The organism is Haladaptatus halobius (assembly GCF_020618475.1).
GTDB lineage: Archaea > Halobacteriota > Halobacteria > Halobacteriales > Haladaptataceae > Haladaptatus > Haladaptatus halobius.
This window is the reverse complement of sequence record NZ_CP085339.1, coordinates 175,052-193,730: the sequence shown is the minus strand read 5'-3', so window position 1 is coordinate 193,730 and position 18,679 is coordinate 175,052. Positions and strand designations below refer to the sequence as shown.

General features: G+C 50.4%; 20 protein-coding genes and 1 pseudogene. 13 read left to right on the top strand and 8 right to left on the bottom strand.

Features of this window, described 5'->3' with window-relative positions; genetic code table 11:
- Positions 1-28: 28 nt before the first annotated feature.
- On the top strand, positions 29-187 hold the full coding sequence (locus LIW51_RS31265) for a hypothetical protein (protein WP_227379945.1): 159 nt from the start codon (positions 29-31) through the stop codon (positions 185-187).
- Positions 188-235: 48 nt separating this feature from the next.
- On the opposite strand, the gene LIW51_RS31260 is transcribed toward LIW51_RS31265, so the two are convergent.
- The 3 genes from LIW51_RS31260 to LIW51_RS31250 all read right to left on the bottom strand — a co-directional run bounded on the left by LIW51_RS31260 (position 236) and on the right by LIW51_RS31250 (position 1,868).
- On the bottom strand, positions 236-727 hold the full coding sequence (locus tag LIW51_RS31260; RefSeq protein WP_227379944.1) for a SprT-like domain-containing protein: 492 nt from the start codon (positions 725-727) through the stop codon (positions 236-238).
- A 22-nt stretch (positions 728-749) separates the two neighbouring features.
- A complete protein-coding gene (locus tag LIW51_RS31255) occupies positions 750-971 on the bottom strand; it encodes an SWIM zinc finger family protein (RefSeq protein WP_227379943.1) in 222 nt (73 codons plus the stop codon).
- Between the two features lie 117 nt (positions 972-1,088).
- Entirely contained in the window at positions 1,089-1,868 is a 780-nt protein-coding gene (locus LIW51_RS31250; protein ID WP_227379942.1) for an IclR family transcriptional regulator, read from the bottom strand.
- Between the two features lie 290 nt (positions 1,869-2,158).
- Between LIW51_RS31250 and LIW51_RS31245 the strand changes: the two genes are divergently transcribed.
- From LIW51_RS31245 to LIW51_RS31235, 3 genes and pseudogenes are all read left to right on the top strand, one after another.
- Positions 2,159-3,436 carry a YkvI family membrane protein gene (locus LIW51_RS31245; protein WP_227379941.1) on the top strand — a complete coding sequence of 426 codons (1,278 nt, stop codon included), beginning with the start codon at positions 2,159-2,161 and terminating at the stop codon, positions 3,434-3,436.
- Between the two features lie 110 nt (positions 3,437-3,546).
- On the top strand, positions 3,547-4,152 hold the full coding sequence (locus tag LIW51_RS31240) for a maleate cis-trans isomerase family protein (RefSeq protein ID WP_227379940.1): 606 nt from the start codon (positions 3,547-3,549) through the stop codon (positions 4,150-4,152).
- A gap of 171 nt (positions 4,153-4,323) precedes the next feature.
- Positions 4,324-5,502 (top strand): annotated as a pseudogene (locus LIW51_RS31235) (M24 family metallopeptidase).
- 279 nt (positions 5,503-5,781) lie between these two features.
- On the opposite strand, the gene LIW51_RS31230 reads toward LIW51_RS31235, so the two are convergent.
- From LIW51_RS31230 to LIW51_RS31215, 4 genes are all read right to left on the bottom strand, one after another.
- Positions 5,782-6,477, bottom strand: coding sequence for a helix-turn-helix domain-containing protein (locus LIW51_RS31230; protein ID WP_227379939.1), 696 nt, complete (start codon positions 6,475-6,477; stop codon positions 5,782-5,784).
- 103 nt (positions 6,478-6,580) lie between these two features.
- Positions 6,581-7,900 carry an MmgE/PrpD family protein gene (locus LIW51_RS31225; protein WP_227379938.1) on the bottom strand — a complete coding sequence of 440 codons (1,320 nt, stop codon included), beginning with the start codon at positions 7,898-7,900 and terminating at the stop codon, positions 6,581-6,583.
- 1 nt (position 7,901) lies between these two features.
- Positions 7,902-8,375, bottom strand: a complete 474-nt coding sequence (locus tag LIW51_RS31220; protein ID WP_227379937.1) for a Rieske (2Fe-2S) protein — start codon at positions 8,373-8,375, stop codon at positions 7,902-7,904.
- A 9-nt stretch (positions 8,376-8,384) separates the two neighbouring features.
- Positions 8,385-9,491 (bottom strand): amidohydrolase family protein, encoded by a 1,107-nt coding sequence (locus LIW51_RS31215; protein WP_227379936.1) that lies wholly within the window; start codon positions 9,489-9,491, stop codon positions 8,385-8,387.
- 178 nt (positions 9,492-9,669) lie between these two features.
- Between LIW51_RS31215 and LIW51_RS31210 the strand changes: the two genes are divergently transcribed.
- The 8 genes from LIW51_RS31210 (at position 9,670) to LIW51_RS31175 (ending at position 16,370) form a co-directional block, all read left to right on the top strand.
- Positions 9,670-10,431: a carbon-nitrogen hydrolase family protein gene (locus LIW51_RS31210; protein ID WP_227379935.1), complete on the top strand. Its 762-nt coding sequence runs from the start codon at positions 9,670-9,672 to the stop codon at positions 10,429-10,431.
- Between the two features lie 56 nt (positions 10,432-10,487).
- Positions 10,488-10,982: a universal stress protein gene (locus LIW51_RS31205; RefSeq protein WP_227379934.1), complete on the top strand. Its 495-nt coding sequence runs from the start codon at positions 10,488-10,490 to the stop codon at positions 10,980-10,982.
- Between the two features lie 75 nt (positions 10,983-11,057).
- Positions 11,058-12,011 carry a glycine betaine ABC transporter substrate-binding protein gene (locus tag LIW51_RS31200; RefSeq protein WP_227379933.1) on the top strand — a complete coding sequence of 318 codons (954 nt, stop codon included), beginning with the start codon at positions 11,058-11,060 and terminating at the stop codon, positions 12,009-12,011.
- A gap of 73 nt (positions 12,012-12,084) precedes the next feature.
- Positions 12,085-12,747 carry an ABC transporter permease gene (locus LIW51_RS31195; protein ID WP_227379932.1) on the top strand — a complete coding sequence of 221 codons (663 nt, stop codon included), beginning with the start codon at positions 12,085-12,087 and terminating at the stop codon, positions 12,745-12,747.
- 38 nt (positions 12,748-12,785) lie between these two features.
- A complete protein-coding gene (locus tag LIW51_RS31190) occupies positions 12,786-13,793 on the top strand; it encodes an ABC transporter ATP-binding protein (protein ID WP_227379931.1) in 1,008 nt (335 codons plus the stop codon).
- 2 nt (positions 13,794-13,795) lie between these two features.
- Entirely contained in the window at positions 13,796-14,470 is a 675-nt protein-coding gene (locus tag LIW51_RS31185) for an ABC transporter permease (protein WP_227379930.1), read from the top strand.
- A gap of 68 nt (positions 14,471-14,538) precedes the next feature.
- Positions 14,539-14,760 (top strand): MarR family transcriptional regulator, encoded by a 222-nt coding sequence (locus LIW51_RS31180; protein WP_227379929.1) that lies wholly within the window; start codon positions 14,539-14,541, stop codon positions 14,758-14,760.
- A 296-nt stretch (positions 14,761-15,056) separates the two neighbouring features.
- Positions 15,057-16,370 (top strand): C69 family dipeptidase, encoded by a 1,314-nt coding sequence (locus LIW51_RS31175; RefSeq protein WP_227379928.1) that lies wholly within the window; start codon positions 15,057-15,059, stop codon positions 16,368-16,370.
- Between the two features lie 343 nt (positions 16,371-16,713).
- Here the strand turns inward: LIW51_RS31175 and LIW51_RS31170 are convergent, their stop codons facing one another.
- Positions 16,714-16,926, bottom strand: coding sequence for a DUF8139 family protein (locus LIW51_RS31170; RefSeq protein ID WP_227379927.1), 213 nt, complete (start codon positions 16,924-16,926; stop codon positions 16,714-16,716).
- A 392-nt stretch (positions 16,927-17,318) separates the two neighbouring features.
- On the opposite strand from LIW51_RS31170, the gene LIW51_RS31165 reads away from it, so the two are divergent.
- The gene (locus tag LIW51_RS31165) at positions 17,319-18,422 is read left to right on the top strand and encodes a tyrosine-type recombinase/integrase (RefSeq protein WP_227379926.1); all 1,104 of its coding nucleotides are present in this window, start codon (positions 17,319-17,321) and stop codon (positions 18,420-18,422) included.
- The last annotated feature ends 257 nt before the right edge of the window (positions 18,423-18,679 follow it).

Here is an 18,679-nt window from a genome sequence, read left to right as displayed (position 1 = left end):
TCTTTAGTGCACAAATGTACTCGAAGTGATGGAGCCGCTTGAATCCTACATGGCGAGTGAGATTGCGGCAGAGCTTGGGTGGCCACGTCGGACGGCCAATGGGGAGTTGAATGGGCTTGCAGAGGAGGGAGAGATTCGCAAGAAGAAGCCCGAAGCTCGTCGCGTGATCTGGATTCGTCCGGAATAGGAGCCATTCGTTGGTATGGGTGATTGCTAATTGGAGGAGATTACACTCTTACTTAGAACAAATGAGTCGCTCAGGATATTGGCTGCTCAGGTTCCGATCTGGAAAGGTCATTTGTACTTCTCGCAGGTAGGCGCATAAAGCAGCATCACTCTCACCATCATCGTACTCACTCTCAGGCCCGTCGATGATGGGATCTAGTTCGCGGGTAGTGCTATCAACCTCAATTGTCTCCGAAGCGTGAATCAACTCGTGGCGCACGGTCGCACTGAATTGCTCCCAGCCGTGGTGCTCGAACGCATCCCAGCTGAGCGTGATCGTGGTGGTCGCAGGGTCGTACTTGGTGACGCCTGCCTGCCGTTTTGCACGGTGCGACACGTCCCACGCAATCGCCTCAATCGGCAGCTCGGGAAAATGCTCAGTTGCGACGTCCGCCGCGTGGCGTTGCGCTCGGTCTTCGTCGCTGTCGGCAGTTGGCGCACTCGTGGTTTCGGTCAGCGTTCGCTGGGCCACGACGTCGGACAGCGTCGTTTGGCATGACATAAATGAGAAAAGAGAGCCGGGATTAGGCTGGCAGTTCCTTGCGACCCGCCCGAACACACGGCCAGCACGGGAAGCCATTCAGGCCGTCACAATCGCACTCTGCCGGTTCAGCATCGTCTTCGTCCGTCTCGTCGTCCTCCGATGGGAACGCCGTGAGCGTCCCATCGTCGGTCGCGTTTTCGACTGCGGCCATATGCTTGCAGGAGGCATTGCGGTGGATGTGGTGCGGGCACGTACAAGCCATCAGTTCGTCAGTAACGTCGTCGATGGAGACGACGTACTGGTGGTCTTCGGGGTTGTCGTGGCTCTAATTAGTAACTTCGACGAGTTCGGGAATTTCGTCTTTAGGCATTTTATTCAATCAAATATGATTGGAACAATCACCGAGCTTCTGCTCAATGGTTTGGACTGTCTGATCGAGTTGTGAAGCAAAATCATCGATGGAGTCCTTGTTTATTCGATATTTAGGACTATCTAAGCTAACCGCTCCACAAACGCGACCATCGGTATGCATGACTGGCTTTGCAACAGAAAAGAGGCCAGTAACAACTTCTTCATCGTTAATAGCATATCCTCGCTCTTGTGTCTCTTCAAGTTCCATATAAAGTTCATCAAGGGTTGAGATCGAGTGCTCAGTTTCAGAAGGAAGTCCCCACCGGTCTATTACTTTCTCTACCTTTGATTTCGAAAACTCGGCGAGAATGGCCTTTCCAGACGCAGTGTTATGCATATAAAAAGTACGTCGATCACTAAGAAACGACGATTGAGTATTATAGAGTTCACTATAGAGTGAAAGTACTCGTCCGTGTTCCTCAACACTAAAGTCAGCTATCTGATCAACTCGATTATTAAGAGCATTAACCTCTTGCTCAGCAATTTCATAAATATCTTTACGAGAGATTACATACTCACCCAACTCAAAGAATTTTAGCCCTAAATGGTAGAATTCCCCTTCTTTAACGACATATCGATTGTTTCTAAGTGTGGTCAAATGGGCATGAACCGTACTTTTTGAGAGATTAAGTTCCTCAGTTAAGTTCCTCAATCGAATTCCATTATGAGCACGGATCTTCTCTACGATTGCTAAGGAAGTTTCGGTAGTAGATAGTGATGAAGGGGTTTTCCTATTTTGGTCGCTCATGGTCATGAGTAACATTGATCACCACTAATATGTTCGCTATACTCAAATCGACTTAAATAACGTAAATTGGTTGTGTGTATCTCATTCTTTGTACAGTCTTTCTCCTAGAAGACTGTGCTACCCTTATACGAAAGTTGCGTAGAGTTTTGCAGAGAGGAACTATTATATGGTTATTTTCTTAACGAACAAGAATTTCAGGCTCCAGTATTTAAGCGGGGGGATTAAATCGCGAGTTTCCACTGGGTTAAAAAAACGACACGTATTTAGTTGTCCGACAGAGCGGAACCAAAATGGCGCTTTTTTCCAAGGATTTTCATAAAATGAGGATAAAAACTTTAATATCTAATACTCACGTGCTATGGGTTATGTTCGCACGCCTCACAGAGACCCGAATTGGACGAATTATAATCCCGGCAATTGTCTTCCAATCTGTAAGTATCGGTGGGGGATTTTCGACAGGGCGAGAAGTAGTAGAGTACGTAGCAAAATATGGTGCTCTCGGAAGTGTTTCTATACTTACCTATTTTACTGCCCTCGCTATTTGTGGAGCTCTGATTTACGAGTTTTCGAGGAAATTCAATTTATACGACTATAAATCGCTGATGAAAAACCTCATTTGGCATGGCTGGCCTATCTTTGAGCTTATTTACGTAATCTTAGCAGTTGTCATCATCGCAGTCGTTGCCTCTGCAGGTGGCAATCTAATGAATCAGATCCTTGGCGTTCCAGTGTTTGTTGCCAATGTCCTTCTTATCGGATTCATCTTCTTCGTTCTCTACTTTGGTCGAGGAGCGATAGAACGATTCAGCGTCATTGGTACAACGTTTATCTATGCGGTATATATCACGATGTTTGCCTATGTTCTCATAAACAATGGCGGACAGGCCCTTGAGGTTCTGAGAAGCGGAAGTACAGCGTACGTGGACAAGCCAAGTATTAGCGCCGCAATGGAATCCGCATTGATCTACGCTGGATATTCGCTCATCGGTTTTATTCCACCACTGTTCTTAATTGATCGGATGGAAAGCCGTTCAGAAGCAGTTCTTTCGGGGGTACTAAGCGCATTCATGCTTGCCATCCCGCTCGCGCTATCCTACCTTTCTCTGTTGGCTTACTATCCCAATGAGCGTGTTATGGGAGCGTCAGTTCCGTGGTTAGCAATGCTTGGTTCACCAGTTCTCTTAGTTCTCTATGGAGTGGCAATCGGTTGGACGCTGACCGAAAGCGGGGTGGGATTTGTGCACTCCATCACTGAGCGCATTGACGAAAATATCCGGGAGTCCGACTATCGATTCTTTGCAACAAGGGATGGGCTCTCAGCATTTGAGCGTGGATCGGTGGGACTGCTTATCCTTCTCAGCGCAATATGGCTTTCTCGAATAGGTATCATCAGCCTTGTCAGTGAGGTGTACCCAATCTTGGCTGTCTTGTTCACCGCAGTTCTCGTTCTTCCGTTACTCACTGTTGGCCTCTACCGACTCTCTAACCCGACGTGGAAACAGGAGTTTTGGCAAGGATGGAGGAGTGACTCACAAAGTAGAGCAGCTGACATTGAACAGGTAGAATAATGTATGGGTGGAGGAATCGGCTTGGAGTCGTCGTGACGTCGTCTGATCGAACCAGTGAAGGAGAGTACTTCCGATACACGCCTGATGGTGTCTCTGTCCACGCCTCGCGAATGTTGCTCAAAGATGGCGTGGCTGATGCAGAAACATTGGAGCAAATGTCAAACGATGTTGAGCGATGTGCGAAGCTTCTGAAAACGACCAATGTTGATGTAATTGCCTACTCTTGTACTGCTGGCAGTCTACTCAAAGGGGAGGGATTTGAAACAGAAATCGAACAGCGAATTGAAGACGTTGCAGGAGTGCCTGCTGTTGCAACTGCGGCGTCGGTCAAGCGTGCATTTGATACGCTGAAGATGGAATCCATAGCACTTGCGACACCATATATTGAGGAACTTAACGAGTTAGAAGTAAACTTTCTTGAGGAATCCAACTATGAGGTAGTCGATATCCACGGATTAGGTTGCCGGACAGATGAGGAAATTTGCACTCATCGTCCAGAGACGGCGTATCAACAAGCGCGGAACATTAACTGCGAGAATGCCGATGGTATCTTCATTAGCTGTACTGGGTATCGGACGTTTGAGATTGTCGATCAATTAGAACGAGATCTTGACAAACCGGTCGTGACGAGTAATCAAGCGACACTTTGGGATGCACTTCGGACAATCGGCATCGATTACTCTGAGGTCGAACTAGGATCGTTATTTGAATACTAGTGTTGCTGTGTTGCTCTGGATCCGTGTTTCTGTAAATGCCATTTTATTGAAAACCCATCGTCAAGGTCCACCACAACAATTCCAAGCACCATTCATACACAGAACTTGTTACCGACGTATTCAAAAAACTTATACCATTATTTACTGAATGCCTTTCTGTGTATCGTCATCATGGCGCAAACAATATTTGACCGCACCGAGTTCGACAGCCGTCTAGAGCGGACGAAAGAACGGATGCGCGAAGAGGATCTCGACGCCCTCGTCGTCTCCGATCCTGCGAACATGAATTACCTCGCAGGATACGAAGGATGGTCGTTCTACGTTCACCAGGCTGTCGTGGTAACAACGAATCACGACGAACCAGTGTAGGTAGGTCGTGACCAAGACGCAAATGGGGCACGTGCGACTACCTGGCTCGACGAGGAGAGTATCCGTGCATATAGTGATGATCACGTTCACTCGCCATACGACCTGCACCCAATGGACTACTTGGGGGAAGTTCTCGAGGATCTCGATGTGGAAGATGGTCGTATTGGCGTTGAGATGGATGCTTACTACTTCACCGCAAAGGCCTATACACGCCTTCAGAAGAACCTCCCCGACGCCACGTTTGAGGATGCAACACTCCTCGTTAACTGGCTCCGAATCAGGAAAAGCGAGCGCGAACTTGAGTACATGCGAGAGGCCGCGCGTATCTCCGAAGAGGCAATGGTAGCCGCCCTCGATACCATCGAAGCAGGTGTCCCCGAATACGAGGCTGCAGCCGCCATCTACGATGCCCTCATCCACGGCGCCGACGGCTTCGGCGGCGATTACCCTGCTGTTGTCCCGCTAATGCCCTCCGGTGACCACACGGGTACCCCCCATTTGACTTGGACAGACCGTAAATTCGAAGAAGGTGACCCCGTTATTATTGAGTTCTCGGGTTGTCGACACCGATACCACTCACCACTTGCCCGTACAACGTTTGTCGGTGACCCACCAAAGACGGTGCAGGAGACGGCAGACATCGTCGTAGAGGGGCTTGAGGCCGCTCTTGACACCGTCGAACCGGGGGTTACCTGCGAGGCAGTCGAGAAGGCGTGGCGAGATGTCATCCAACAATATGACATTGAAAAAGAGGATCGGATCGCCTATGCAATGGGACTTGGCTACCCACCGGATTGGGGTGAACACACTGCCAGCATGCGACCGGGCGATGAAACGATACTGGAAGAGAACATGACGTTCCATATGATCCCCGGTCTCTGGTTTGATGATTTTGGTGTCGAGATGAGCGAGACGTTCCGTGTCACTACCAACGGAGCCGAAGTACTCGCAGAGTTCCCGAGAGAGTTATTCACCGCGTGATGACGCAACGACAAAGGTACCTTTAGACAACATATTTGATGAAGACATGATATTCTCACGGCAAAACGTGAGTCGGCGTTTCCGGCGGTGACCGCTCGGTGGGTGGCGGATACGCTTGAGATTGAGCGGCCGTCCGCACATCGACGGCTTGAAGCATTGCATGAGGATGGAGAGGTTGAGCGAGGGAAATTGAGTCCGCGGGTGGTCATCTGGTGGATTCCAGCGGAAGAGTACTGTATCTCGTCGCATCTTCATACCTATTGGACGTGTTAAAACTGGTTATTCGTCTTTGACGGCAAGATTAATGTATGGCAACAGGAATGTGATAAGTTTCCGTTCCACTTTCCGAAGATGGGTCGAAGCGGTCGTCTTTGTGATTCCTAATTCCTCGGCGAGTTCTTCGAGCGTCACTGCTCGGGGGATTTCGAAGTATCCCATCTCGACTGCCACATTTAGAAACTCGCGTTGTCGCGTCGGAATTGACGAAAGAAGCTCCTGCCATTCTGCACGACTTGGTGTGATCTCACGTCGAAAATCCTTTGTGATGCGTTCGACAGATACGCTCCCAAACTCAGAGAGTAATTCAATAGCCTTCGAGAGTTCGTCACGGTCACCCAAGAGTAGATTGAAGTGTTCACAACCGTTTTTCAACTTCGTCGGCCCAATAGGGAGATATCCTTCGTACATTAGCGCCTGCAAAGGGGTGAGTTCGGTTAGACGGCCGCGAAGTAACACTGTTGCCGCACACCGTCCTTCGGGCGTTTCGTACTGTTCGACAACATCGACGCTGTCGACCATCTCATGTGAGCGAATGATGTCGAGTGTCGCCTCGTATTCGCTGGTTTCCAGTGCCAGCATTCCAATGTACCGGTGATTGCGAAACGTGGACGCAATAAATTCTCCAAAGACATCGAACTCAGCAAGTTTAGCAGTCCAGTCACCGTCGTACCGGACACGCACTTCCGCAGTCAACATCGTACTGAAACCATGAAGCGACTCCTCATAAGCGCTTGCTGTCACCAACCTCCAATATTCCAATGGTTGATCTGCATCGTGTTGTTCCCGCCTTACTAACCTGCTATGTCTGCCATAGAGCAACTAATTCTCTCACCGGTTCCTCACTACCAAGACATCGTTCGGTCTTTTCGATGGCCGACTCAGAAAGCGTGGGCGAAACAAGGCGACGGGCTTTCTCGTATCTTGTATCATCCGAAAGTGGTTGCATTCGAGCGCCCGGCGACCGAGTAACGTCTGAAACGTATGTATCATCTCTGGTCTTGAGTTCGACGCGAGCGAGACATTCGCTCGGGAATCGGTCGTCCAATGCTTCGTCAGTGTGAACTTCGACTACCTCCGAGAGTGCTAGTATTTCGGGATCGGCCAGCGCGTCTGGCGCGTGCTCTGCTTGCGTGAACTGGCCACGGACGAGCGCCGCCGCAACAGGGAATGGATAGGAATACTGTGCTTCCTCAGGCGAATCAGGTGCACGAGTGTGGAGATGCGTCGCCGTCTCGAACGTGTGGACATGAATCGCCTGAATATTCTTCGGATCGATAGACTCCGACATCGAAAGCACGGCTGCTACGCCAGGTTGAGCCCAACGACAACAGGGGTACGGTTTGAGGTATCCCTCTGTGACGTGAAACCGATCGCCAAGCGAGACAGTAGCAGTGACATTTTCCTCGTCGAACACCGTTCCCGACCCTGTAAATCCGGCTTCGGCGAGGGTTGCTGATACCGTACCGACATATGCACCCCAGCCAATTCCGTCTTTGGTCATGCCTGGCCGTTCGACACCACGCATGATCGGTGTCCGTGGAGCGTGATACTCTGCAATTCCGAGCGCGTGCGCCGTCTGTTCTTGGGAAAACTGGCGAAGGCGGGCACCGGCGGCCGCAGCACCAAGTGCACCCCATGACCCGGTACCAGTGTAAACATCATCCGTCTCGTGAATTGCCAATCCGGCTCGTACACCAATTTCATAGCCGACATAGACAGCGTCAAGAAACTCATCGACGGTTGCGTCAACAAGTTCAGCCGTAGCGAGTGCTGCTGGGACAACGACAGCGGCCGGATGTCCTTTCACCTCGCGATGGCCATCGTCGATATCAAGAGCGTTCGCTGCCGTCGCGTTGGCGAGCGTTGCACCCTCCGCATGAACTCTTACCCCGTTTCCATTGAGGAGGGTTGCTACTGCCTTTTTCTCGCCACCGAAGCGGTCTATCGCGTAATCACGAATAATATCGATACCATCCTGTCGATAGCCAGCTATCATTGCGGCAAACGTGTCGAGCACCCGAATTCTAACCTGTCCCTTGACTGCCGACGGTGCGTTTTGTAGCGTTGCAGATTGAATGAACTCGACTGCATCATCTGTACCGACCTGATGATGTGACATTTTAAAGGTAGACGACAACAACTTCGTTTTCGACCGCCACCTCGTAGGTGTCAACCGGAGGTTCGTCACCGCTCACGCCACAATCACAGCTATTAGACATCAGATTGGCCTCAGAGTCGTCCTCGTGTGCGTTGTCACTAGTAGACTCAACAGCTGTCTCGAATGACCGAGCACGAACCTTGTGAGGGTTGAAGACCGATTGGCCGGTCTCGATGTCGAATTCCCAGCCATGCCATGGACACCGCAGGATGTGCCCCTCGTCCTTCCAATCCACCGTTCCAGAACCGTCTGTCGTTGTTGTACCGGTTACTTTCCCCATACACAACGGCGCACGCTGATGTGGGCAGTCATTTTTCAGCGCATAGTAGTCACCGTCGACGTTAAACACGCCTACCGAAACACCGTTTAATTTGGTGATCTTTCGCTCTCCTGGGGGAAGTTCTGTCGCCGGACATATCTCAAATCGATTTTTCATAGTGACAACTTAGTTGGTCGGGAGATTCGCCGGATCGTCCGGAAGTCCGTACAGTTCTTGGGCATTTCTGGCCATCACACCGTCTTCCATTTCGTCGGGCATTGGTGGGAGAGCGTACAGCGGTGAGTCTGTATCCCAGTGTGGGTAGTCGCTGGCGAACATCACCGTCTCCTCGGCATTCATCATCTCCAAAATCTGGAGGAGATGCTGTGGATTGTCCGGCTCTTCGATGGGTTGTGTCGTAAACCGAACCTGCTCTTTAATGTACTCGCTTGGCGGCTTCTCGAGATACGGAACCTGTGCGCGGAGCGCCTTCCAGTCTTTATCCATTCGCCAGAGGAAGTGTGGAACCCAGCTGAGACCACCCTCTATGACAACAAAGTTGAGATCGGGGAAGGTTGGGAGGACACCCTCAGCGACGAGACTAACGAGTTGGCCCATCGCGTAGGTTCCGAGGAGCGTATGCCACTCGAAATAGGTACGCGGATATCCGGCTCCAGTTGGCGGCCGAGTAACGCCGTGACCCTCCGTGTAGGGGTGCATGGCGATCGGAAGCCCTACTTCCTCCGCAGCTTCATACATTGGCCAGTAGTATTCGTGACCGTAGGGAAGTTGGGCCGCCATCGGCATCACAATCTGCACGACGCGCGGATGTTGGCCAAGATTCCGAATCATTTCGGCCATCCGTTTTGGCTTCTGCGGTGCTGCCAACAGCGAACCGACAAATGGACCGCCCTCGGAAAGCCATCGGTCGATAGCCCATTTGTTACTTGCAATCGCGAGTTCAGCAGCATAGTCGTCATTCGGGAGTGCAGTAAGGTTGAGATATGAGTTCCCCGTCAGGATGGCGTAATCAACGCCGAATTCCTCGAGATGTTGTTCTTTCATCTTCGGGATGTCCGACCCTGGTTTACTCCCATCATCAGGAATTGCATCTCGCCGGGAAAACTCTGCAACGTTGTCGTAGAGGATTTCGGGTGCCTGAATACCCCTCTCTTTGTACCGGTCGGGGAGGTACTGAATGACCTCTGATTCGTCTTTCCACCGTTGATGGATATCACAGTCGATGAGTGACGGTTTCCCATCGGTGGATTGTCGAGTTCGTCGTCTCGTCATCGATTGTAACAAACGACTCGTCAAATCAGGTTATAGGTCAGGGCGAACTTGTAACGGATATAAATCCCCCCTCCATCTCGCGATGGGTCGTATAATGCCTTGAGATGTAGGTGCGAAGGGCTACTTCAACTCCCTGCCTACAAACGTCTATGTACCAAACAGAAGCGGAGTCAATACCATGATGAGGATACAACAGGTCGCCACATGTCAGTTCGAACCAGCAGTCGGCGACACCGACTCAAACATTGCATCTATTGAAAAGCTTGCGCGTGATCTGCCGGACGCAGTCGAATTCACGGTGTTCCCTGAACTTTGTGTGACCGGCTACGATCTTGATATCGTTCAGACGCAACAGTTCTCGATTCCAGGATCGATGACGGAGCGTCTCTCAGAAGTCGCCCACGCCACCGAGACAGATCTCGTCGTTGGACTCCCAGAGGCTGACGGTGACTCAGTCTATAATTCACTCATCTACATCTCCGAAAGTGGTGTGGAGGCGACTTATCGGAAACAAAAACTCTGGGACGACGAAGCAGACCAATTCAACGCCGGAACAACATCGGTTACCGTCGAAACATCGGTCGGGACGCTGGGACTGCTGTTGTGTTACGATCTGAATTTTCCAGAACTTTTGCTTGAGTACGCGAACAATGGCTGTGACTTGCTCGCAGTGAGTGCGGCGTGGCGGCAATCGTTCGAACGAGATTGGCAACTGCTCTGTCGTGCGCGCGCATTTGATGGGCTTTGCTACATAGTCGGCTCCAACCATGTCGGAACACAGTCTGGTCGCCAGCATGCAGGCGAGAGCTGTATCGCTAGCCCGCGTGGTGACATCGTGGCAAAAACCACTGACGGTACCGCAGCCGTCTCTACGACAATCAGCCCCGAGACGCTCGCACAGGCCCGTCAAAAAAACCCAGTTTGGAAGCATAGAAAGTAGCCAGAGACAGGCATTGAGTTCGCCGCTGGCGGCGCAGAGGTATTTAATAGCCATCCATGTGCGACGAACTGATTATCGGATGGTTGCCCTTCGATCACTATATGAGCGACAGGATACTGCTTTCATTACGCACTTACCGGCCATGGGCCCAGATGGTCGCAACCGCCGCCGCAGAAATTGAATCTCAGAATACCACGGCACTCCTCCTCCATGTCTTCGATGATGACGAACTATCGTCGACTCGTGAGAACATCGATTCTGACGGCTCAATGACGGTAGACGGTCTCGCGGCGAGGAAATCTAGTATCACGACGGCAAAAAAGATACTGGAAGATGTGAACATCGGCGTTGAAATACGTGGCATAGAGCATGTTGGCGAACCGGCTGACGGTATCCTTTCGATGGTCGACGAAGCCGACATGGACCGTCTTTATTTGTATGGACGAAAGCGCAGTCAGACCGGCAAGGCAGTGTTTGGAAGTACACTTCAGCGAGTGCTTCTCAATGCTCCAGTTCCAGTGACCGTCGTTCCAGCGAGCCTGAGCGAGTAGCCCGTCCGATTCGGCTTATAAATGATGAACTACTACGGGTCAAACATTAGGCCCCTCTTTGTATTATCATGTGGTATGCCAAGGCCAGTCACGCGGCGAAGACTCCTCAAAACAGGAGGTGGTCTCGCTGGCGCTGCCGGTGTCGGAGGGCTGTCGGGCTGTCTTACCCTGGCAACACAACTCAGCGGTAACTCAATCAAAATCAGTTCAAAACGATTCACCGAACAGGAGGTTCTCGGCTACATTGCGTACGAGGCACTCTCGTCAAACACCGACCTAAACGTCAGTGACCAAGTCGGACTCGGTGGAACGACGACGAACTTCCGCGCCCTCGACACTGGAGAGGTACAATTGTATTGGGAGTACACGGGCACAGCATGGCAAACACTTCCGCCACAGCACGACACTGTCATTTCTGACCCCCAGAAGCTCTACCGGAAAGTGAAAGCCGAGTTCAAACAGAAACATGGATTGACATTTCTCCAACGTGCAAAACTCAACAACACCTACGTCATTCTCGCCAACCCAGATTGGGCGAAAAAGACTGGCGTTAAGACGCTGTCTGATTTCGCCACGTTCTTAGAAGAAAATGGCTCGAAACTGACGGTCGCGTTGAACGCAGAGTTTCAAAGTCGGGCCGACGGATGGCCGGGGTTAAGCAAACATTACGGATTTGCTGACGACCTCGGCAATGTCACCGTGAACAACATCGGTTCCGGTCTTCTGTACCAGGTCATTGGTAAGGGGTCGGCCGATATCGGTGTCGGGTTCAACACCGATCCACGAATTATCCAGTTTGGTCTGCGAGTACTCACGGATGACAAGGGCTATTTCCCGGTATACAATGCCGCACCACTTGTGGATAGTGCAACGCTGGAAACCAATCCATCGATTCGACCTCCACTAAACGCCGCCAGTAAGGGGCTCACGACTGACGTGATGCGACGTCTCAACAAGCAAGTGGCTCTTGAGAGAAAGAACCCACAGACGGTCGCACGGGAGTACCTGCAACGAAAAGAGATACTCTAAACCAATGGTTGGAGTTCAATTCACAGTTTCACAATCGGTCGCACCGTTACTGCTCGAAAGCTACTTCGAGTACATGGCAAAAAATCAGTCACTTCTGTGGGATCTTCTCGTCAATCACGTCATCGTAGTCGTGGACTCAGTATGGCTCGCACTCGTCATTGGAATCCCACTCGGTGTAGTCGCCACATTCGACGACCGTCTTGGGAAGGTCGTCCTCTGGACGGCAGGGATGCTGATGACAGTACCGAGTATTGCTCTGTTTGGCCTCCTCATACCGTTCGTTGGTATCGGCGAGATTCCAGTTGTTATTGCGCTTGTCCTCTACGCACAACTCCCCATTGTCCGGAACACCTACGTTGGTCTGACGCAAGTCGATTCAGCAACTATTGAGGCCGGGCGAGGGATGGGGATGACACGACGACAACGCCTTTGGCGTCTCCAATTCCCGCAAGCGGTTCCCGTCATCATGGCCGGCGTCCGGAACGCCGTAGTCATCCTCATCGGCATCGCTGCTATCGGCGCATTCATTGGCGCGAACAACCTCGGTAATCCCATCTTCAACGGTATCAGCGAGGCGTATCCGTCGGCAATTGTCGTTTCGACCGTCATTGTCTCGTTGCTTGCACTCACGTTCGACTACGGCTTCGGCGTGTTGGAGCAACTATTCCGACTTCGAAATGGCGAGACCATTGAACCTGCCCTCCTCACGCGCATCATCCGGCGGTCGATAGCATGAACGAAAAATCCCATACACCAGAACAGGAGTCACCAAGTATGATTACATTCGACAACGTCACGAAAGTCTATCCAGATCAAACAGTCGCAATTGAAAACATTAGTTTCGAAGTCGAGCGAGGAACCACGACGGTGTTCGTCGGGCCGTCGGGATGTGGAAAAACAACAACGATGACGCTCGTCAATCAACTTGAAGAGCCGACCGAGGGGACGGTCTACTACGACGGAACCGACATTCAGGAATTGGACAAGGTAGAACTCCGACGCGACATTGGCTATGTCATCCAAGAAATCGGGCTGTTCGATCATATGACCGTCGGTGAAAATATCGCGACAGTACCCGAACTCAAAGGCTGGGAGCAGGGGCGCATCGACGACCGCATTGACGAACTCCTCGCGCTGATGGATCTGCCACCTGAAGCATACCGTGACCAGTACCCAACGGCACTCTCGGGCGGCCAACAGCAACGTGTCGGCGTCGCACGGGCGCTTGCTGCAGATCCCGACGTAATACTGATGGACGAACCGTTCGGTGCGCTCGACCCAATCACTCGTTCGGAACTGCAAGATGAGTTCCTTGAGATCCAAGATCGTATCGACACGACGATTCTCTTCGTTACGCACGATATCAACGAGGCGTTGAAAATGGGTGATAAAATCGCCATATTCGACGTTGGCGAACTCGTCCAGTATGGGACGCCACAAGAAGTCTTGGCGAACCCTGCAAACGATTTCGTCGAGGAGTTCATCGGCTCAGACCGAACGCTCAAGGAACTTCAGATAACCCACGTCGAAGAAATTATGCAACCAGCCGGTGTCGAACAAGAAACCCACGCAGCTGCAGTCGATGGTGGAGAGAAAGTATCTGAGGTCACGACTGCCACAGATGTTCACGTTTCCCCAACCGATGGGGCGGATATCGCTCTGTCGCGAATGATTGAGAAAGACACTGAGGCATTGCAAGTAATCGACGATGGCGATGTTGTGGGGAAGGTCACAGAACGAGATATCCGTAGCTATCGAACCGCAACTGAGGAGGGGATGTAGAAATGGGTGTTATCGAGACACTGGGTGCGGCACTCTCGTACCTCCTCTCGCACTTTGACACCTTCCTTGGGCTCTTACAGGAGCATTTAACACTTGTCCTCGTGTCAGTTGCACTCGCAATCATCGTCGCCGTTCCGCTGGGTATCGCTGCAACGCGTAATGAGCACGTTAAGCGGATGGTATTAGGTATCGGTAACGTCGCACAGACAATACCGACGCTCGCAATTATCGCCCTCGTCTTTCCGCTCTTGGGACTTGGGTTTCTCCCTTCACTTGTTGGTCTATTCGCCTACGCACTATTGCCAATTCTCACGAACACGGTGACGGGCCTCGAAAACGTTGATGAGAGTACGGTCGCGGCGGCGCGTGGCATGGGAATGACCGAGAATCAGATCCTCCGGAAGATCAAACTCCCGCTTGCACTCCCTGTTATCTTCGCCGGAATTCGAACGAGTGCCGTTCTCAATGTCGGTACTGCCTACCTTGCGTTCTTCATAGGTGGAGGCGGACTCGGTGTCTGGGTGATAACGGGAATCTACCTGTTTAACACGCCACAGTTGCTTGCTGGGGCGATCCCAGGTGCCCTCTTGGCAATCAGTCTAGATTCGCTATTCGCACTTCTCGAACGGCATCTCGGTAGCGATACGCTACAAGACCAGTCAGTTGTAACTGGGTAACCAAGAGTTGTGTCGGATGGGGCGTGAAAGGAGAACCACGGCTACCATAGCAGGTACGAGATAAAGCGATGAACACCATTCGATTCATGAAGGAAACCACTGACGGTGGTATTCTCGGGGTGATACGTGAGTCAGAGTTTCCGGCGGTGACCGCTCGGTGGGTGGCGGATACGCTTGGGATTGAACGGCCCTCTGCGCATCGACGCCTTGAGGAGTTGCATGAGGATGGTGCGGTGGAGCGTGGGAAGTTGAGTCCGCGGGTGGTTATTTGGTGGATTCTAGAGGAATAGTCATTCAGGAACTGCCAGATTAATCAGTGGAAACCAGAGTGTGTTTGGCATCTTTTCACGCGTTTGCCGATCATTGAACCCCTGAGGTGAATGTCTGAATAATGCGAGAATATGTGAAAAGTGCCCATAGCACAGGGATTTAAACGTTGATTCCGATAGTTCACTCTGAACCCATGTCCGAACCCATAAACAGACCGCTTGGCTGTGATAACGCCGTCGCATTATCCGACATGACAAGCTCCGGGAACGTAATTTTCGGGAAAAACAGTGATCGACCCGCGTTCGAGTGTCAACCGATGATCTACGGAGATGCAAAGAAACCGTCTTCAGAAGCAACTCTGAAGCTCGCAAATTGCGAACTTGCACAACCGTCGAAAACCTATGCGACACTCGGAACTGCCCCATACTGGTGTTGGGGCTATGAGCTTGGTATCAACGAACATAATGTCGTCATGGGGAACGAGGCCGTCTTTACGGAACCCTGGAGGGAAGCGCTTGACACTGTTGATCGGGGTGAATCGCCCGAGAAAGGAATTTTAGGGATGGAATATGTACGCCTTGGCCTTGAGCGAGCGACGACTGCTGAAGAAGCGGTCGAAGTTGTCAGCAATTTACTCGAAGAGTATGGACAGTTCGGTTCAGCAGTCGCGGATGACGATATCGAGGACGGAGCATACGACAACTCGTATCTCATTGCTGACCCAGATGAAGCGTGGATCCTGGAAACGGCCGGTTATCGGTGGGCAGCGAAGCGAATTTCGACCGGATCAGAATCGATTTCGAACGAATTATCGATTCGCCATTCATGGACGAAAGGGTCGGACGATTTGATTGCCAATGCTAAAACACAGGGCTGGTGGCCAAATGATCGAGAACCGTTCGATTTCGCTGATGCGTATACTGATCACTCGACCGCACTCCAAGTATCTCGTATCAGATACAAGCGTTCACAAGATCTACTAAATAATCTCACCGACAACGGAAATTTCAATATTGATTCAATGCAGCAAATTCTCAGAGACCATTATGAAGAGACATTTCTTGAGGGCCCGAAATTCAATGCGGCACTGCCGGATTTCCTAACAATTTGTATGCACTCATCACCAGCCGAATTTACTTGGGGTGATAGCGTCAGTTCAGCTATTTTCGAGTTACCATCCGATGACGACGGATTTGCGAAAATGTGGTGGACACCAGGACCCCCATGTATCGGAGTGTATGTGCCCTTCTACATCGAGAGTGAAGCTGTTCCAACAGTCGTTTCAAAGGCTGGAACAGCATCTCGAGAGGTAATACACCCGACCGAGGCGACCGAAGATGAATACGAAGACGGATCATACTGGTGGGAATTCAAGCGCCTACTGGAGACAGCGAAGGGTGATGAATACGGTCGGGGTTTCAAAATGAACCAGAAAATTGTTCGAAGTCGTTTCGACGAGCTAGAAAAGAAATTTCAAAATCGAGTTAATGATAGAGAAACGAAAGCGCGTGAACTTTACGACGAGGGGCGGGTCGAGGAGGGAAAAGATGTGTTGGCATCGTTCACCGAATCCTGTGTCTCAGAAGTTCGTAGAGAAATAGACCGAATGACACAGATGCTCACTCATTGAATCGTTAGATAATTTCTCTTGCCAGCAATGATTGCGTCTATAAGTCGCTCTCGGGTGCTGCCACTGACCTCGATCGTCTCCGGAGAGTGTCCGTTATAGTCGAATTCGTCCATAGCATCGAAGCTCTCGAATGCGAGGACACCATCGACGTCACTCTCTTGGGCGATTTCCTTCGTCGGGTTCACAAAACGTCCCATGAGCCACGCACTGCAAAGGCGATTCTCGTTGACTTCGAGTGCATCTCGGATCTGTGGCCACGTTGGCTTGCGTTCGTTATCGCCCGTTGCAATGGAGTATCGGTAATTAGCTACTTTGATACCGGTACCAAGTCACGATGCCGGAATCAGACATCGATTTCCTCACCATCGGTTTCGATGCGGTAGCTATAGGAGTCCAGTTCGCGCCCAGTCTCGTCTCCGAGAGTGTCCTGCAAGACGTCCGTAATGGTGCCTTCTTTCTCATGGTGTACGCTGTCTGGATTGGTCTCAGACACGTAGACCTGTACGTCGTCGTCCAGTTGGTAGGGGTCGTTCGCAGGTTGGGGTACATCTTTCATTGATGTTTGGTATTATTGTGTGGTGAGTTTTTATCGGTACAGCACGTCTACGCGATCCGATGGCTTACGATCCCCCTGGCCTATGACGAGGATGTCCGTATTGAAGATCCTGAGAAGAACCGGCGGCGAGGACGGTTCAAGGTCGGCTGGAATGACGCTATCGATGGAGAAGGATATGACGATATTCTCGATGAACTCACCTGGCAGAATCTCGGATGGCAGCTTGGTAGTTTATTAGACGGTACATCCACACAATTGTATTGCTGAATATTAGTCGTCACTGTTACTCCTTACATTAGTGCTGGAAAAGAGACCGGTGGATAGTTTAATTGGACTACTTTCAGTCTTAGCCAATAGTTTATATTTGTGAGCACTCATGATATACGTGTTCGATGACAGAAAAAGGTTTTACAGATGAAATAAGCGAGCAAACCGGTATTGAAGACTTCTCTTCCATTGCTGCTGCAATCGAAGGTTATTTAGAGGACAAAGCGAAGGAAGGAGCTTCCGGCAATTATCGTTCTAACGCGGAATCATTTCTCAATCATCGGTGGAAGCCATGGTTAATAGAACATAGTATTACTTCTATTCATCAACTAGATCGAAAAGTTCTGAAACAGTATGCAACTCACCTCTCACAACTTACCGAAGATGATGAGATCGTCCCTTCGACAGCACAAAGCTACTTCCATATTGTTTCTGCTGTTTTAACTTGGTGTAGGAATAAGGATTTAATCACTACTAACCCCGCAACCTACCCAGAAGTTCAAGATTGTTTACCAGACGAAATCAAAGAGGAAGAACGCCAATTTTGGTCTGAAGAAAAGCGTATGCGACTCCTAGAAGCCGTTGATAAGAGAGCTATCATCGCAAACCCAGATAAAAAACTTTCAGCTAACCGAGACCGTGCTCTAGTCTATCTTATTGCCTTTTCAGGTGCCCGTTCCGCAGAGATATTGAGAGATCCCTCTGATGATCGTCGAACAGGAATCACATGGAACGACATTGACTTTGATAGAAACACTATCCAAGTACTTGGGCAAAGCCAGAATTACGAAGGTATTCCGCTTCCACGCCAGGCAAAAGAACCAATTGAAACATTAAAAGAGATTCAATCACCTGAATCGGGTAAATGGCCAGTGTTCACTTCTCATCATGCACCGTCAATGGTCAAAAGAGTCGTGGAGGGGCTTCAAGAACGTAGTTACGACGAGGATGAAATTAGTAACCTCCGGTCGGAGCATCCTACTATGTCTCTGTTTCATAAGTACGACATTATCCCACCAGCTCTTTCGAAAAAGGGAGGAAGAATACGATTCAAAAAAGTGTGTAAGGATTTCAATATCGAAATTGAGGGTGACTATCTTCAGCCGTTTGGGGCTCGGCGACAACTAGGAAGAGAACTTTTCACGGAGTCTATTGAAATTGCGCAAAAAGGCCTTCGGAGCTACACCATTGAATCCATCCATGATCGCTATTCCAAAGGTGAACATTAATACCAAATATAATATTATAAATTAATATCACAGTGTGAAGAATACCGGTATTCTCTCTCATCAATTGCCTTCAAACTCAGCACTCAGATTACACAGCTCGGAGAATCTCGTCATATACCGTTTCTTACTCTCCTGATCCAGCGCGACATACAGATAGTCTACTGTCTATTCATAATGAATTTAAAACTCCGCCACATATTTTGCATCTCAAAGTCAAGAACTGATTATGCCTGATGGAATTCCGATTTCGGATCTCG

Bases quoted from the DNA above. Each gene is read 5' to 3' on its own strand.
- LIW51_RS31210 (WP_227379935.1), top strand. From the start codon at position 9,670: ATGATGAGGATACAACAGGTCGCCACATGTCAGTTCGAACCAGCAGTC.
- LIW51_RS31230 (WP_227379939.1), bottom strand. From the start codon at position 6,477: ATGTTGACTGCGGAAGTGCGTGTCCGGTACGACGGTGACTGGACTGCT.
- LIW51_RS31255 (WP_227379943.1), bottom strand. From the start codon at position 971: ATGGCTTGTACGTGCCCGCACCACATCCACCGCAATGCCTCCTGCAAG.
- LIW51_RS31165 (WP_227379926.1), top strand. From the start codon at position 17,319: ATGACAGAAAAAGGTTTTACAGATGAAATAAGCGAGCAAACCGGTATT.
- LIW51_RS31260 (WP_227379944.1), bottom strand. From the start codon at position 727: ATGTCATGCCAAACGACGCTGTCCGACGTCGTGGCCCAGCGAACGCTG.
- LIW51_RS31240 (WP_227379940.1), top strand. From the start codon at position 3,547: ATGTTGCTCAAAGATGGCGTGGCTGATGCAGAAACATTGGAGCAAATG.
- LIW51_RS31190 (WP_227379931.1), top strand. From the start codon at position 12,786: ATGATTACATTCGACAACGTCACGAAAGTCTATCCAGATCAAACAGTC.
- LIW51_RS31220 (WP_227379937.1), bottom strand. From the start codon at position 8,375: ATGAAAAATCGATTTGAGATATGTCCGGCGACAGAACTTCCCCCAGGA.
- LIW51_RS31265 (WP_227379945.1), top strand. From the start codon at position 29: ATGGAGCCGCTTGAATCCTACATGGCGAGTGAGATTGCGGCAGAGCTT.
- LIW51_RS31185 (WP_227379930.1), top strand. From the start codon at position 13,796: ATGGGTGTTATCGAGACACTGGGTGCGGCACTCTCGTACCTCCTCTCG.
- LIW51_RS31180 (WP_227379929.1), top strand. From the start codon at position 14,539: ATGAACACCATTCGATTCATGAAGGAAACCACTGACGGTGGTATTCTC.
- LIW51_RS31200 (WP_227379933.1), top strand. From the start codon at position 11,058: ATGCCAAGGCCAGTCACGCGGCGAAGACTCCTCAAAACAGGAGGTGGT.
- LIW51_RS31250 (WP_227379942.1), bottom strand. From the start codon at position 1,868: ATGAGCGACCAAAATAGGAAAACCCCTTCATCACTATCTACTACCGAA.
- LIW51_RS31225 (WP_227379938.1), bottom strand. From the start codon at position 7,900: ATGTCACATCATCAGGTCGGTACAGATGATGCAGTCGAGTTCATTCAA.
- LIW51_RS31245 (WP_227379941.1), top strand. From the start codon at position 2,159: ATGGCGCTTTTTTCCAAGGATTTTCATAAAATGAGGATAAAAACTTTA.
- LIW51_RS31170 (WP_227379927.1), bottom strand. From the start codon at position 16,926: ATGAAAGATGTACCCCAACCTGCGAACGACCCCTACCAACTGGACGAC.
- LIW51_RS31215 (WP_227379936.1), bottom strand. From the start codon at position 9,491: ATGACGAGACGACGAACTCGACAATCCACCGATGGGAAACCGTCACTC.
- LIW51_RS31175 (WP_227379928.1), top strand. From the start codon at position 15,057: ATGATCTACGGAGATGCAAAGAAACCGTCTTCAGAAGCAACTCTGAAG.
- LIW51_RS31195 (WP_227379932.1), top strand. From the start codon at position 12,085: ATGGCAAAAAATCAGTCACTTCTGTGGGATCTTCTCGTCAATCACGTC.
- LIW51_RS31205 (WP_227379934.1), top strand. From the start codon at position 10,488: ATGTGCGACGAACTGATTATCGGATGGTTGCCCTTCGATCACTATATG.